The sequence below is a fragment of the Amycolatopsis orientalis DSM 40040 = KCTC 9412 genome, assembly GCF_000478275.1.
Taxonomy (GTDB): domain Bacteria; phylum Actinomycetota; class Actinomycetes; order Mycobacteriales; family Pseudonocardiaceae; genus Amycolatopsis; species Amycolatopsis orientalis.
The window spans coordinates 167,904-182,299 of sequence record NZ_ASJB01000099.1; the positions used below are offsets into that span (position 1 = coordinate 167,904).

Annotated in this window: 18 protein-coding genes; 11 read left to right on the top strand and 7 right to left on the bottom strand. The window is 69.5% G+C overall.

Annotated elements, in window-relative coordinates; all coding sequences use genetic code 11:
• Nucleotides 1-10: 10 nt before the first annotated feature.
• Entirely contained in the window at nucleotides 11-1,228 is a 1,218-nt protein-coding gene (locus L324_RS40230) for an alkaline phosphatase (protein WP_037321810.1), read from the bottom strand.
• 240 nt (nucleotides 1,229-1,468) lie between these two features.
• Between L324_RS40230 and L324_RS40235 the strand changes: the two genes are divergently transcribed.
• From L324_RS40235 to L324_RS40265, 7 genes are all read left to right on the top strand, one after another.
• Nucleotides 1,469-1,939 (top strand): Asp23/Gls24 family envelope stress response protein, encoded by a 471-nt coding sequence (locus tag L324_RS40235; RefSeq protein WP_037321500.1) that lies wholly within the window; start codon nucleotides 1,469-1,471, stop codon nucleotides 1,937-1,939.
• A 41-nt stretch (nucleotides 1,940-1,980) separates the two neighbouring features.
• The gene (locus L324_RS43190; protein WP_037321503.1) at nucleotides 1,981-2,157 is read left to right on the top strand and encodes a hypothetical protein; all 177 of its coding nucleotides are present in this window, start codon (nucleotides 1,981-1,983) and stop codon (nucleotides 2,155-2,157) included.
• Nucleotides 2,158-2,162: 5 nt separating this feature from the next.
• Nucleotides 2,163-2,549 carry an Asp23/Gls24 family envelope stress response protein gene (locus L324_RS40245; protein ID WP_037321506.1) on the top strand — a complete coding sequence of 129 codons (387 nt, stop codon included), beginning with the start codon at nucleotides 2,163-2,165 and terminating at the stop codon, nucleotides 2,547-2,549.
• Nucleotides 2,546-3,073, top strand: a complete 528-nt coding sequence (locus L324_RS40250; RefSeq protein ID WP_037321509.1) for a DUF6286 domain-containing protein — start codon at nucleotides 2,546-2,548, stop codon at nucleotides 3,071-3,073. Before L324_RS40245 ends, L324_RS40250 begins: the two co-directional genes overlap by 4 nt.
• Complete coding sequence (locus L324_RS40255) at nucleotides 3,070-3,636, top strand: Asp23/Gls24 family envelope stress response protein (protein ID WP_037321513.1); 567 nt, start codon at nucleotides 3,070-3,072, stop codon at nucleotides 3,634-3,636. The genes L324_RS40250 and L324_RS40255 overlap by 4 nt, the downstream gene beginning before the upstream one ends.
• A gap of 68 nt (nucleotides 3,637-3,704) precedes the next feature.
• Nucleotides 3,705-4,148, top strand: coding sequence for an ATP-binding protein (locus tag L324_RS40260; RefSeq protein WP_037321516.1), 444 nt, complete (start codon nucleotides 3,705-3,707; stop codon nucleotides 4,146-4,148).
• 28 nt (nucleotides 4,149-4,176) lie between these two features.
• Nucleotides 4,177-5,112 carry an SDR family NAD(P)-dependent oxidoreductase gene (locus L324_RS40265; protein ID WP_037321519.1) on the top strand — a complete coding sequence of 312 codons (936 nt, stop codon included), beginning with the start codon at nucleotides 4,177-4,179 and terminating at the stop codon, nucleotides 5,110-5,112.
• Here the strand turns inward: L324_RS40265 and L324_RS40270 are convergent.
• From L324_RS40270 to L324_RS40290, 5 genes are all read right to left on the bottom strand, one after another.
• Nucleotides 5,109-5,831 (bottom strand): anti-sigma factor, encoded by a 723-nt coding sequence (locus L324_RS40270; RefSeq protein WP_037321522.1) that lies wholly within the window; start codon nucleotides 5,829-5,831, stop codon nucleotides 5,109-5,111. The genes L324_RS40265 and L324_RS40270 overlap by 4 nt on opposite strands.
• Nucleotides 5,828-6,424: an ECF RNA polymerase sigma factor SigK gene (sigK, locus tag L324_RS40275; RefSeq protein WP_037321525.1), complete on the bottom strand. Its 597-nt coding sequence runs from the start codon at nucleotides 6,422-6,424 to the stop codon at nucleotides 5,828-5,830. Before sigK ends, L324_RS40270 begins: the two co-directional genes overlap by 4 nt.
• A gap of 191 nt (nucleotides 6,425-6,615) precedes the next feature.
• Complete coding sequence (locus L324_RS40280) at nucleotides 6,616-6,822, bottom strand: CsbD family protein (protein ID WP_037321528.1); 207 nt, start codon at nucleotides 6,820-6,822, stop codon at nucleotides 6,616-6,618.
• A 123-nt stretch (nucleotides 6,823-6,945) separates the two neighbouring features.
• Complete coding sequence (locus tag L324_RS40285) at nucleotides 6,946-7,827, bottom strand: alpha/beta fold hydrolase (protein ID WP_037321531.1); 882 nt, start codon at nucleotides 7,825-7,827, stop codon at nucleotides 6,946-6,948.
• Between the two features lie 21 nt (nucleotides 7,828-7,848).
• On the bottom strand, nucleotides 7,849-8,349 hold the full coding sequence (locus L324_RS40290) for a hypothetical protein (protein ID WP_037321534.1): 501 nt from the start codon (nucleotides 8,347-8,349) through the stop codon (nucleotides 7,849-7,851).
• A 161-nt stretch (nucleotides 8,350-8,510) separates the two neighbouring features.
• Here L324_RS40290 and L324_RS40295 point away from each other — a divergent pair, with 161 nt between their 5' ends.
• Complete coding sequence (locus L324_RS40295) at nucleotides 8,511-9,122, top strand: LysE family translocator (protein ID WP_037321813.1); 612 nt, start codon at nucleotides 8,511-8,513, stop codon at nucleotides 9,120-9,122.
• Nucleotides 9,123-9,133: 11 nt separating this feature from the next.
• Entirely contained in the window at nucleotides 9,134-9,784 is a 651-nt protein-coding gene (locus tag L324_RS40300; protein ID WP_037321537.1) for a B3/B4 domain-containing protein, read from the top strand.
• Here L324_RS40300 and ku read toward each other — a convergent pair.
• Nucleotides 9,771-10,751, bottom strand: coding sequence for a non-homologous end joining protein Ku (ku, locus tag L324_RS40305; protein ID WP_037321540.1), 981 nt, complete (start codon nucleotides 10,749-10,751; stop codon nucleotides 9,771-9,773). The genes L324_RS40300 and ku overlap by 14 nt on opposite strands.
• 461 nt (nucleotides 10,752-11,212) lie before the next feature.
• Between ku and L324_RS40310 the strand changes: the two genes are divergently transcribed.
• Nucleotides 11,213-14,146 carry an AfsR/SARP family transcriptional regulator gene (locus tag L324_RS40310; RefSeq protein WP_037321542.1) on the top strand — a complete coding sequence of 978 codons (2,934 nt, stop codon included), beginning with the start codon at nucleotides 11,213-11,215 and terminating at the stop codon, nucleotides 14,144-14,146.
• 81 nt (nucleotides 14,147-14,227) lie between these two features.
• Nucleotides 14,228-14,350, top strand: coding sequence for a hypothetical protein (locus L324_RS43945; RefSeq protein WP_256376517.1), 123 nt, complete (start codon nucleotides 14,228-14,230; stop codon nucleotides 14,348-14,350).
• The last annotated feature ends 46 nt before the right edge of the window (nucleotides 14,351-14,396 follow it).

Consider the following 14,396-nt stretch of genomic DNA (forward strand, 5'->3'; position numbering starts at 1 on the left):
CTTTTCGGCTTTACAGGCCGCTTGCCACCCGCATCACCCGATAGACGTCGGTGTTGTCGACCGTGCCGCCCAGGCGGGCGGAGCCGGGGCCTTCGGCGGTGACGGGGGTGTCGGCGCCGGTGTGGTCGTGGGTCGTCCAGTCCACACTGAACTCGAGCTTCGAGCCCGGTACGCCGAACGGGCCGTCCTGGTCGGGATCGGTGTCGGAGGCGTCGTAGTTCTCGATGCTCAATCCGCCGGTCTCGTGGTCGCCACCGATGATCACCAGCGTGTCGGGATGCGCCCGGACGAAGCGCATGACCTCGGCGATCGTGGCATCGAGCGCGCGGCCGGCGTCGATCACGCCGTGCGCGTTGTTCTCGTGCGACATCCCGTCGGTGCCCTCTTCCTCCAGGAACAGGAAGAAGCCGCGCGGATTCTGCGACAGCGTGTCCAGCGCCTTGCGCGCCATCTGCTGGAGCGGGACCCGCGGCGCGTACTTGCCGACGCCGTCCGGTCCGTAGTCGACCATGTCCTCGTTCGCGAACAGGCCGAGGATGCGGTTCGCCCGGGTGTTCCGCAGTTCGTCGCCGTCCCGCACGTAGGTGTAGCCCGTTCGCCGCGCGCGGTCGACCAGATCACCGTACGGGCTGCGGCTCTCCTCCCCCGGCTTGTCCGGCCAGAGACCGGGATTCCCCTTCGGGTACCACCAATCCTCGCCGCCGCCGAGCAGGACGTCCGGACGGCTGTTCTCGATGTACTGCTTCGCGATGTCGCTCTGCGAATCCCGGCTCGGCACGTGCGCCGCGAACGCCGCGGGCGAGGCGCCCGTCACCTGCGCGGTGGTGACCAGGCCGGTCGACTTACCCGCCCGCTTCGCCCGTTCGAGGATCGTTTCCACCGGGCGGCCGTGGACGTCCATCCCGACGGCGCCGTTGCGGGTCTTGTGCCCGGTCGCGAGGGCGGTGGCCGCCGCGGCCGAGTCGGTGACGATCTCGTCCGGGTCGGCCGAGGCCGTCCGCACGAGGCCGGTGACCGCGAGGCCGTCCATCGCCAGTTCGCCGCTTTTGCCCTTCAACGCGAGCCGGAGGAGGTCACGCTGGCCGAGGCCGAGGCCGTCGCCCTGGATGTAGATGATGTTGCGCGCCACCCGCGCCCCGGACTCCGCCGCCGTCGTCTGCGCGACGGCGGCCGAGCCACCGCACAGGACCACCAGAACCGTCGCCGCCGCCAGACCGCGTCCGCGCATGTCGCCTCCCATTAGTTAGGAACCTTTCCTAACAGAGAATCGAGGCGAAGACCAGAGGCCCGGCAGCGACGCGAACCGCGAGAACCGTCCAGGAGAGATACCCACGCACGGTGAGATCCAGACCACACGATCGGGTCGTGACGATCTTGGTGCGGCTGGGTCTATGGAGTGTGGAAGCAGAACGGGGCAGCCCGCGAACTTCCGCCACAGGCAACGGAATCCGAATCCCAGGAGATAACGATGACGAACACCGCCACCACCGCCAAGCCGAACTCGAACTCCAACTCCGCCTCCCCCGCCGAGAACAGCGCTCTCGTCACGACGCAGGGCGTGACCACGATCGCCGACACCGTCGTGCAGAAGGTCGCGGGCCTCGCGACCCGGGAGATCACCGGCGTCCACGCGCTCGGTGGCGGCGCCGCGCGGGCCTTCAACGCGCTGCGTGAGCGCATCCCGGGTGCCACCGCGTCCGCCGGGCAGGGCGTGTCCGTCGAGGTCGGCGAGCGCCAGGCCGCGGTCGACCTGCAGATCGTCGTCGAATACGGCGTCGCGATCGCGGATCTCGCCAAGTCGGTGCGCCGCAACGTGATCGGCGCGGTCGAGCAGATGACCGGACTCGAGGTCGTCGAGGTCAACATCAACGTCTCCGACGTGCACATCCCGGGTGACGACGACACCGACGAGAACACCGAGTCCGGCCGAGTCCAGTGACCACCGGCGCCGGTCCGCGCCCTACCGCAAGGAGAACGTTCATGAACGCCACCCATCTCGGCCTGCTGACCGGTCTCGTGCTCGGCGTGGCCGGCGCGTTCGGCGGCTTCGGCGCCTTCCTCGTCGTGCTCGTCCTGGCCGCCCTCGGCCTGCTGGTCGGCCGGTTCCTCGACGGCAAACTCGACCTTTCGGCCCTGGCGGGCCGCGACAGGGGCTGACCGCCATGACGACCATGACCGCCGCCGCGCCGGAAACGGAGGGGCGCGGCGGGCTGACCGTGGCCGGCGGTGCCGTCGAGCGGATCGCCGCGCAGGCGATCACCGAACTCGACGGCATCGGCGGCGCGGCCTCCCGGGTGCTCGGGATCGCGGTCGGCGGTGAAGACCTCGACCAGGGCGCCAAAGTGAGCGCGCGCGTCACCGGCACGACGGCCACTTTGGACGTCCGGCTCTCGGTGAAATACCCGCTTTCGGTGCGCGCCACCACCGAAACCGCGCGGGAGCATCTGATCCACCGCGTCGGCGAACTCTCGGGCCTGACCGTCACCCGGGTCGACATCACCGTCACGGCCCTGCATTCCGCGGAAACCGAAACGAGGAGGGTCCGATGAAACGGCGCCCCCGCCGCACTGTCCCGGCGGTGCTCGTCGCCCTCGTGGTGCTCGCCGGATGTGTCCTGGCCGCCGTCGTCGCGGTCCAGACGATCCTCGGGGAGAAACCGTGGGTCAGCTACGACGCCGTCGCGTCCGCGCTGCACGGTGCCCGATGGAGTGACACCGTCACCGCGCTCGCCGGCGGCGGTGTCGCCCTGATCGGCCTCCTCCTGCTCTTGAGCGCACTCGTCCCCGGGAAGCCGACCGTGCTGCCGCTCGACGGCGACCCGGACTCCGGCGCTTCCCGGCGCAGCTACCGGTCGACGCTGCGCACCGCCGCGTCCACTGTGGACGGCGTCTCCGGGGCGAAGCTGAAGGTCACCCGGCGCAGGATCGTCTCGGTGGTGACCACCGGCCGGACGAACACCGCGGGACTCGCCGACGCCGTCCGCGACGCCATCGAGCGCCGCCTCGCCCAGATCGGTCCCGCCACCGTCCCGGCCGTGCGGGTCCGGGTCAAGGCCACCAGGAGCGTGTCATGACCGACCTCAACCGTCCCGCCCGGCTGAACCGCACCCTGCTCGTGCTGACGGGGATCGTGCTGCTCGCCGGTGGTGTGTTCGCCGTCGGCACCCATTTCGGCAGGATCCCCCTGCTCGACCCCGGGACCGCGCTCGTGCCCGGCACCGCGATGCCGCCCGGCTGGGCCTGGTACGCCGTCGCCGGGGGCGCGGTGGTCGTCGGGCTGCTGACGCTGCGCTGGCTCATCGCGCAACCCGTCCGCAAACCCAAGTCCCGCACCTGGCGTTTCGAGCAGGAAACCGGGCAGACGGCGCTGTCCGCGAGCACCGCCGTCGAGCCGTTCACCGCCGAGGTCGCGACCTATCCCGGCGTCCACGCCGCGCACGCCACTTTGGGCGGCACCCAGGACGCGCCGGTACTGGCCGTGGTGCTGAGCGCCGAACAGGACGGCGATCTGGCCGCCATCCGCGAGCGTGTCACCCAGGAGGGGCTGCCCCGGCTGCGCCAGGCGCTGGACCTCGGCGAGCTTCCGACGACCATCGAGTTCCGCTTCTCCGCCAAGGCCGGTCCCCGGATCCACTAGGACCCGTCCGCGGCCCCCTCGGCACCGAACACCTCGCGAGAGGTGTTCGGTGAGGGGAGCTGGGTGCGATGAACGGTGATCAGGCCGAGCTGGAAGCGGAACTCGAGCGGTTGTGCAGCCGGGTCGCCGGTGCCGCGGAGGTCACGGTCGACCTGCGGGATCGTCCCGACCTGCGCCGGATCCGCTCCGTGGTCGCCTGCCGTCTCGGCTTCGGCAGGCGCGAGGAAGAACCGCTCGGTGCCGTGCTCCTGGTGATCGACGAGCTGGTGAGCAACGCCTACCGGCACACCGAAGGGCCGGGAGAACTGCGCGTCACCCGGCGCATCCCCGGCTTCATGGTCGAGGTCTTCGACGAGGATCCGGAACTCGAACCCCTCCGCACCGCACCTCCCAGAGCCCACTACGGGCTCCGCCTGGTCAGCCAGCTCTCCCTCGACTGGGGTTTCCGGAGCGAGCGGACCGGGAAGGTGATGTGGGCACTGGTTCCCGCTCAGCTGTACTACGAGCGCTGAACCGCCCACCCGATCAGAGGAGTACCCCATGTCAGCCGTGACCAGGGCAGCCGACACCGTGCTCGACCGGACTCTGCTCGGCTACAGCAGCCTCGGGCACCTCTTGCGACGGCGATGGTGGCCCGAGGACCCGGCGCCGGACGCGCTCGCGGGCAAGGTCGCCGTGGTGACCGGCGCGAAGGCCGGGCTGGGCAAGGCGACCGCCATCGGGCTGGCGAAACTGGGCGCGACCGTCCGGATCGCCGTCCGCGGCGACGGCGACGCCGCCCGCGCCGAGATCGAGCGTGCCGCGCCCGGCGCGCGGATCCTCGTCGACCACTGCGACGTCAGTCTGCTCTCGTCGGTGCGGGACTACGCGAAAGACCTCGACGGCGAGATCGACATCCTCGTGCACAACGCGGGCGTGATGCCCGCCGAACGGACGGAAACGGCCGAGGGCAACGAAGTCATGCTGGCCACGCACGTACTCGGCCCGCATCTGCTGACCGCGTCCTTGCGGCCGAAGTTCGCCGACGGCGCACGGGTGATCTGGGTCAGCTCCGGGGGCATGTACGGCCAGCCGCTGCGCACCGACGACCTCCAATACCGGCGGGGCGACTACAAACCGGCGGCCGGGTACGCGCGCACCAAACGTATGCAGGTGGTGCTCGCCGAACTCTGGGCCGACGAACTGGACGGCTCCGGGGTCGTCGTGCACAGCGCCCATCCGGGCTGGGCCGACACCCCCGGCGTCGCGACCTCGCTGCCGACCTTCCGGAAGCTGACCCGGCCGATCCTGCGAGACGCCGAGCAGGGGGCCGACACCTTCGTCTGGCTCGCGGCCGCCGAAGAACCGGGACGGTACAACGGGATGTTCTGGCACGACCGTGCCCCGCGCCCGACGCACTACCTCGGCAAGACCCGGGAAACCGCCGCGCAGCGCCGGGAACTGTGGCGGTCCTGCGGGCGGCTCACCGGTCTTTAGACCAGGGGGATCATCGCGACCGCCGGGGTGGACGGCGTCCGCGAACCTCCGGCGGGTTCGGCGGTGATCCCGACCCGGTCGATCGCTCCCGGCAGGTCCGCGAGGACCGGCCGGGTCCGATGTGGACCGTCCGAAACGAGCAGCCCGGCGGAATGCACGCCGCTCGCCCCGATGAGCCAGACCTGGTACGCCTTGCCGGGCGCCAGCGGCGGCAGATCACCCGCGAGGACGACGACCTTCTGCCTGCTCCGCGAAGTCACGACCGTGGTCGTACCGGGCGCGGCGTCCTTCACCGTCGACGCGTCGGGAGCGGTCAGCACCGAGTTCACCGAGGCGAGCTGCTGCTGGGCCGGATCGGACTCCGGCCCGTTGTTGGTGGTGACCAGGCCGAACACCAGCGCCCCGACGGCGGCCGCCGCGGCGCCCCACAGGGCGATCCGCACAGGCGGCTGCTTCGACGACCGGGCGCGCCGGACGGCCGCGACCAGCGGCGGCCATTGGCGAGTTCGGGCGACCTCGGTCAGCGTCGCTTCCCGCAGCCCCGGCGGCGGCGCGGCGGCGAGGGCCGCGCCCAGGCGCGCCGCGGTCTCCCGCAGTTCCCGGACCTCCTGTCCGCAAGCGGGACAACCGCGCAGGTGCCGCTTGAACGCCGCGGCTTCCTCCTCCGTGACGGCGTCCACGGCGTAAGCGCCGGTCAGCGTGTGCGGTTCGACCGTCATTGTCCCACCCCCAAACAGTCGCGAAGCCGGATCAGACCGTCGCGGATGCGGGTCTTCACCGTGCCGGGCGCGGTTTTGAGCACTTCCGCGACCTCCGGGTAGGTGTATCCGTTGTAATAAGCCAGCACGACCGATTCCCGTTGCAGATCGGTGAGCGCGGACAGGCACTGGCGCACCCGTTGCTGTTCCAGATTGCTGATCGTCGACTCGGCGACCTCGTCGAACGGGCGCCGGAAATCCAGTCTTCCCGCGCGGTCGTCGCGATCGAGCGCCGCCTGATGCGAGCGCACCCGGTCCACGGCCCGCCGGTGCGCGATGGTGAGCACCCAGGCCAGCGTGCTTCCCTTGCCCGGTTTGAACCGGGCCGCCGTCCGCCACACCTCCACCAGGACCTCCTGGGTCACTTCCTCGGCGAACGTGCCGTTGCGGACGACCCTGTTCACCACTCCCCAGACCGGCCCCGCCACGACGTCGTACAGGTCGGCGAACGCTTGTTCGTCACCGGCCGCGACCCGTTGCATCAGGCTCGTCTCGGCAGGCTCCGCTCCGGTGCCGCCGTTTTCGCGCAGACTCGTCCGCACACCCTCGACCATCAAGCCGCCTCCACCTCACCCGACGCCCGGCTACGCGGTGCCTGGACGTCTGGAAGGGATTCGGTGCCGGGGCGGCCGCGGACTGGTCGTCACCCGAGACCACCCGAACGGGCGGGGCCGGCCACCTACCGCATTCAAATGCGACGGGCCGGGGCGCGGGAATCCCGCTGCCCCGGCCCGGAAAGGCACCGCTACTTCTTGAAGGTGTCGCGAATCTTGTCCGCGGCCTCACCGACGGCGTCCTTCACGTTCTCGACCGCGCCCTTGAGACCGGCCTTCGCCTGGTCGGCCTGGCCCTCCGCACGCAGTTCGTCGTTGCCGGTGGCGTCGCCGGCGGCCTCCTTGGCCTTACCGCCGAACTCTTCGGCCTTGTTGCTGATCTTGTCGCCCAACGACATCGGGTCCTCCTCCGTCCGTGGCGCCCGGATCGTGCGCCGTACATGGGAAGGACAACCCTTGATCAAGAATCGTCACGCACACGGACGGGTGATCACTCTCACGCCGTCGGCCGCCGTCTTGTCCTAGAGCAGAGAGGCGACGGCGGCGGCGAACGCCTCCGGGGCCTCCTGAGGAACGTTGTGCCCGACACCCGGCAGGACACGGTGCTCGTACGCGCCCGTGAAGTACTCGCGGTCGCCCTCCGCACTGGGCCCGCCGACGCCGTCGTCCCCGCTTTCCAGCACGACCGTCGGAACCGTGATGACCGGTTCCTTCGCGATCAGGTCTTCGAGCGCCTGATACCGGGGATCCCCTTCCGCCAGACCGAATCGGTGGCGATAGGAGTGGATGACGACGTCGACGAAGTCCGGATTGTGCAGGCTGGGGGCGCTGGCCGTGAAGGCCGCGTCGGCGCCTGCCCAGGTCGGCGACCAGGTGCGCCACAGCAGGGCGCACAGCTCGTCGCGGTTCTCCGCGAGCCCGCGGCGGCCTCGCTCGGAATGAAAATAGAACTGATACCAGTAGGTGCGTTCCCACTCGGGCGGCGCCGGTTCCCCGGCATAGGCGAGATTTTGGACGTTGTAGCCGTCCACCGAGACCAGCCCGCGCACACGTTCCGGCCACAGCGCGGCCGCGATGCACGCCGCGCGACCACCCCAGTCGTATCCGGCGACGACGGCGTTTTCGAGCCCCAGCGCGTCCATGAAGTCGAGCAGGTCCCGCGCGAGTGCGGCCTGTTGCCCGGAGCGGGGCGTCGCGTCGTCGAGGAACCGGGTCCCACCGAACCCGCGGAGAAAGGGGACGTACACCGAGGCGCCGCCCGCCGCGAGGACCGGCGCGACCTCGTCGTAGGCCCGCACGTCGTAGGGGAACCCGTGAAGCAAGATCACCGGCGACGCGTGCGCGTCACCAGTGTGCTCGTACTCGATCTCCAGAATCGGTGTCGTCACACGCTTTGAGCCCATCCTCGGATCCTTTCACGAGGATCAGCCGGACCAGCCGCTCAGCCGGGACAGAAGTCGTTCCAGCACCTCGGGATCGGCGCCGACGGGCTCACCGGAGACCGGCTCGTCCACCAGCGTCCGGCGGTCGCCGCGGCGCGGCAGCCGCACCTGCCCGGCGGACAGGCCACCGGGCAGCGGCAGCTCGCACCAGGTGGTGACGCCGCCGGTCTCACTCGGCGCCACCCCGGTCCGCTCCCCCGGCGCCGGTGTCGGCGTGGGAAGACCGTCCAGTTCGTGGTCGACCTCGATGGCCAGGACGTCCGACCGCAGCCGCAGTCTCAGCGTGAAGAACGGCGGCTCCTTCGGATCGGCCGCGTCGACGAGCGCGCCCACCAATCGGGCCGCGGCGGTCTTCGCCTGATCGAGCAACGGCCGCAAGGACCAATCCGAGAGGATGAGACGGACGAAGAGCTCGGAGCACAACAGGGCGTTCGGTTGTGCCACCAGCCGGAGGTCGTCCATCTGCGAGGTGCGCGCGCTCAAACCTTGGCCTTCCTCGTCGACGTGCGAGCGTGCATCATGCCACTCCATCCGGTGACGGGCTCACACCGCCTCGGCGCCGGCTCCCGCAGCGGTTTTGGTCCAGTGCAGTTGCGCCGCTTTGGCTCTGTTCATCGGACCAAAGACCGCGCAGAGTGATCGGCGTGAGCATCGCCTTCCTGATCACCACGCTGGTCGTGGTCGCCACGCCCGGCACCGGCGTGGTCTACACCCTGTCTGCCGGACTGGCCCGCGGGAGACGCGCGAGCGTCCTCGCCGCGACAGCCTGCACGCTCGGCATCATCCCCCATATGGTCGCCGCGATCACCGGCCTCGCGGCCTTGCTGCACGCGAGCGCGGTGGCGTTCGAAATCATCAAATACCTCGGCGTGGCCTACCTTCTCTACATGGCGTGGGCGACGCTGAGGGACCGGGAGGCGATCGTCGTGGAGGGCGATCCCGAACCCAGGTCGGCGCTGCGGACGATCACCTCGGGCGTGCTGATCAACGTCCTGAATCCGAAGCTGACGCTGTTCTTCTTCGCGTTCCTGCCCCAGTTCGTCCCGGCGGGCGAGCCCGGTTCGGTGCCTCGGATGCTGCTGCTGAGCGGGGTGTTCATGCTGGCGACGTTCGTGGTGTTCAGCGTCTACGGCGTCCTCGCCGCCGGCGTGCGCCACCACGTCATCTCCCGGCCGCGCGTGCTCGCCTGGATGCGGCGGATCTTCGCCGGTTCCTTCGCCGCGCTCGGCGCCAAACTCGCGTTCACCACCCAGTAGACAGGTCCCGTATGCGACTCCAGCACGATCCCGCGGTCCGCGCCGAGCACCCCGGCCTGGCCGTCGGCACCCTCTCGGCCACCGGAATCACCCCCGCGATGCCGGTCGACCTCGAGAAGTTCCTCGCGCGGGCGACGCGACGGCTCGCGGACGGCCCGGAATCGGAGTTCCCCGAGATCCAGGCGTGGCGCCGGGCGTTCGCCAAGATGGGCCTGAAACCGACGCAGTATCGCTGTGCGTCGGAATCCCTGCTGCGCAGGTTGCGCAAGGAGGGCACCCTCCCCCGCATCCATCCGGTGATCGACCTCTGCAACGCGGTCTCGGTCGCGTACGCCATCCCGGTCGCGGTACTCGACATCGCGAAGATCAGTGGCTCGCTCGTGGTCCGCCACGCCCGGGGCGACGAGAAATACGTGACCTTCGCGGGCACCGTCGAGCATCCGAACCCGGGCGAGGTGATCTTCGCCGACGAGGACGGCCAAGCCCACGCGCGGCGCTGGACGAACCGGCAGAGCGGGCACTCCGCGGTCTCCGCCACGACGTCCGACATCCTGATCGTTTCGGAGGGACTGCACGCGACGGCGGCCGAGGACGTCCGGCTGCTGATCGAGGCCGTCGCGGACGAACTGACCGCGGCGGACGTCCAGGTCACGAGGCCTTGAGCGCCTTCTCCAGCCCGGCTCGCGTCATCTTCGACCGGCCCTTGATGTCCCGCTCCCGCGCCAGCTTCTCCAGATCCGCCTTCGACAGCGAGGAGAGGTCTTTCGCAGCCGGCGCCTTCTTGGCCGGAGCCTTCTTCGCCGGGGACTTCTTGGCCGTGCCCGCCTTGGCGCCGGAGCCGGAGCGCTTCTTGGCCTTCCCGCTCTCGACGCTCCTCGAAAGCGCCTCGAACAGGTCGACGACCTTGGTCGGCTCACCGGGCTCGGTCGCGGGTGTGATGGTCTCGCCCTTCTTCTTGGCCGCGATCAGCTTCCGTACGCGATCGGTGTAGGTGTCGTGGTACTCCTCGGGCCGCCAGTCGTCGCTCATCGCGTCGATGAGGTTGAGGGCCATGTCGAGCTCCTTGCCGCGCGCCTGCGCCTTGCCCGGCAGGTCCGTCAGCTGCTCGGCGGGATCGCGCAGGTCGGCGGCGAAATGGAGGGTGTTGAGCACCATGACGCCGTCCCCCGAGCGGACCAGGGCGAGGTACTCGCGGCCGCGCATGACGAACTTCGCGATCCCGGCCCGGCCCGACGAGCGCATCGCTTCGAGGAGCAACGCGTACGGCCGCTCGAATTCCGCTTTGGCGGGCGCGAGCCAGTACGTCTTGTCGAAGAACATCGGGTCGATGGCGTCCAGCTCGACGAAGCTCTCGATGTCGAGCGACTTCGAGCGGCCGGGGGCGATCTCGTCGAGTTCCTCGGGTTCGACGACCACGTACTCGCCGCTGTCGAGCTCGTAACCCTTGACGATGTCGTCGTAGTCGACTTCCTTGCCGGTGCGTTCGTTCACCCGCCGGTACCGGATGCGGTCCTCGGTCCCGCGCTGGAACTGGCGGAAGTGCACCGTGTGGTCCTCGACCGCGCTGTACAACCGGACCGGCACCGTCACCAGGCCGAGTGAAAGCGAACCGCTCCAGACCGGGCGCATGGGCGTACTCCTCTCCTCCCTCGCCCGGGTACCCGCGACGGCGGCCGATCACACCTGGTCAGAGGCTGAACGCGAGAGGACCTGTGACGGAAAAGGGCTCCCAGGGCGGTTGGCCACCCCCAGTAGAAAGGCCAACCGCCGCGGAGCCCCTGCATTCGATTCGGCACGCTGCCCCGTCGCGCCGAACCCGTCAGCTGATGTCTTCAGCTTTCCAAGGCCCTGCATCGGAATTACATCGGCTCTTCACCGGCGGACATCCGCGCAGCTCAGGGATCACCGGGAGTAGAATCAGGACCGGTTCCAAGGCAGGCACACGCCCGCCCGTTAGGCCGAATGCCGGATGGCGACCCCGCGCCGACCTGGCTGAGGCCGCCGCGGTGGGCTAGGGTGCCGGTCACCGGGCGAGCGGACTGGGAGGTAGTGCGTGAGCACGCTCACGGTCTCGGACGACATAGTGGCATATGACCGCCGGTCCGTTACCTGAATCGGCGGGATCGCCCTCCCTCGGCGGCGATCCGACGCATACCGGTCCTCCCGCTCAGCTCGGTTTCTCCGTCCTCGGCCCGCTCGAAGCCCAGGTCGACGGCGTCCCAGTCCGGCTCGGCGGACGTCGTGAACAACGTCTGCTCGCCTGCCTGCTGATCAACGCGGGAAGGCTCGTCCCGGCGTCGTACCTGATCGGCACGATGTGGCCGGACAATCCACCGAAGACCGCGGTCCGCCAGGTCAGCAACGCGATCGCGCGGCTGCGGCACGATCTCGGCGTGGCGCGGTCCGCGGTGGTCACCACCGGCTCCGCCTACCGCATCGTCATCAGCAGCGCTTCGCTCGACTCGGTCCGCTTCGAAGCGGGCTATCGCGAGGGCGCCGAACTCCTGGCCGCCGGGTTGATCTCCCAGGCGGCGGCCAAGCTCGCGGACGCGCTCGCGCTCTGGCGCGGCCCGGCCTTCGACGGTCTCGAAGGGGAAGCCATCGAGCAGACGGCGCGCCGGCTCGACGAAGAACGGCTCGCCGCGGGCGAACTCCTGATCGGCGCGAGGCTCCGGCTCGGCGAGACCGACGCGGCGGCCCGCCAGGCCTTCGACCTCGCCGCCTGGCATCCCACCCGCGAGACCCTGCAGCGCTTGACCATGCTGGCGCTCTACCGGGCGGGCCGCGGCGCGGACGCGCTCCGCGCCTTCGACCGGAGCAGGATCGCGCTGGCCGAGGAACTCGGCGTCGACCCGGGTACCGAACTGAGCACGCTCCACCAGCAGATCCTGCGCACCGACCCGGAGCTGATGGAGGACAGCGCCCTCGTCCGGTACGGCGTCGGCGGACTCCGCGCCGGGGCGGACACCGGCGGGCGTCGCGAGGACGCGGACGCGCAGAAGGCGCTCTTCCCCCGGCCCGCGCAGCTTCCCGCGGATCTCCCCGCGTTCGGCGGTCGCGCCGACGAGCTGCGGACGGTCCTCGAAATCGGCCGGGACGACTCGCTGACCGGGCCGAAGCTGATCGCGATCGACGGGATGCCCGGGGTCGGCAAGACCGCGCTGGCCGTCCACGCCGCGCACCGGCTCGCGCCGCTGTTCCCCGACGGGCAGCTCTTCGTGAACCTCGAAGGATTCTCGCCGGCGGGCGATCCGGTCGACCCGGCCGTGGCGCTCGAAGCGCTGCTCCGCTCACTCGGCATCCAGGGTTCGGACATCCCCGCCGGGACCGGTCAGCGCGCGGCCCTGTTCCGCAGTTGCCTGGCGGGCAAGCGCGTCCTCCTGGTGCTGGACAACGCCATCAGCGCGACACAGGTCAGCCCGCTGCTGCCCGGCGCGGCCAGCTGTTGCGTGCTGATCACCAGCCGGACCCGGCTCGCCGATCTCGACGGCGCCGAACTGCTCTCCCTGGAACCGTTCAGCCGCGCGGACGCGGTGGACCTGCTCGGCCGGATCGTCGGGCCGTCCCGGCTCAGGCGGGAATCGCCCGACGCGGTCGACCAGGTCGCGAGCCTGTGCGGCGATCTCCCGCTCGCGCTCGCCGTCACGGCGAGCAGGCTGCGGGCGAGGGCGTCCTGGACGCTCGACTTCGTCGCCAGGCAATTGCGCGACGAACGGAACAGGTTCAGCGAACTCACCGCCGGGGAACGCGACGTCGCGGGCGCGTTCCGGGTGTCCTATCTGAACCTGACCGAAACCGAACGTCGGGTCTTCCGACGTTTGAGCCATCATCCCGGCGCCGCGTTCGATCTCCATTCGACGGCGGCGTTGGCGGAAGTGGACCTCGGCGAGGCCCGCCGTCTGGCCGAGCGCCTGGTCGACGTGAATCTTTTGCGCCAACCGTCGATGGACCGGTACGAGATGCACGACCTTCTCCGCAGTTACGGCCGCGAACTGCTGCTCGCGGAGGAACCGGAACACCAGCGCGAAGCGATGATGCGACGGCTGTTCGACTACTACCGCTCCACCGTCGCCGCCGCGATGGAATTCATCGACCCGGATTCCGAAGAGGAATCGGGCGGCGGCCTCGAAGTGCCGAAGAGCGAGTTCACCCAGTCCTTCGTCGACTACGACCAGGCAGCGCACTGGATGGACGCCCAATGGCAGAACGTCCTGCCGGTGGCCGTGGCGATGAACAACCACCAGCACTATTCGGACCTCGTGCCCTTCTGCTCGTCGGTCTGGCGCTACTTCGACAACCGCGGCTATTACCGCCAGGCCAGAGAACTCGAGACCCTCGCCCTGTCCGCCGCCCGGGTCACGGGCAGCGTGGTCCTCGAGTACCAGGCTTTGCACATGTACGCGCTCACCCTGTGGCGGCTCAACGAATTCACCGAGGCGAACCGGCTGTTCAACGAGGTGTTCGAACTGGCGTCGACCACCGGCGACGTGCGGATGCAGTGCCGGGCCAGGGGCAATTCGGGTGTCACCCACTGGCTGAAGGGCGAGTCGGACGAGGCGATCGAACACCTCGGCTGGGTCCGCGAAACCGCCCATGCCCATGGCAGCGTGCTGATCGAAGCCCGTGCGAGGCACCGGATCGGCCTGATCCACACCGAGAACAGGCGCTATCCCGAGGCCGCCGCGGAACTCGACCAGGCACTGCGACTGGCTCACGAGAACGAATCACCCGATCTCGAGGCGGAATGCTTTCTGGCCCTCGGTATCAATTCGCGCGAACTCGGGGACGCCGCGCTCGCGGTCACCCAGTTCACCACCGCGATGGAAGTGCTCGACTCGACCGGGAATCGCAGCATGCTGACCATCGCCCACAAGGAGATGGCGGCCGCGTTCGATCTTCTCGGTGAGCGATCGAAAGCGGAACGTCATCGACGCTTCGCTTTGCGGCTGTACACGGATCTCGGCATTTCGGACTCCGCCGATGTACGCGAACTCAAACAGCGCCTGAGTGATCACTCGGCGTAATTTGTCGTACTGCTCCGGTACTCTGTTGGTGTCGGTAAATTCACTTGACCGGACCAACCGCTCACGGAGAGGATCGGCCACATGCACGACGATGAAGAAGACGAGTTCTTGCTGGAACTCGAAGCGGAGTACAAGGCGCAGAGCACTTGGGGCGGGTTCGAGCCGCCGCCACACGGCGGGCCTCCTTTCCGCTCGCGACACTGAATGACCGGGCGTATTCGTAACGTATTCACTTAACTGGGGACTGGGG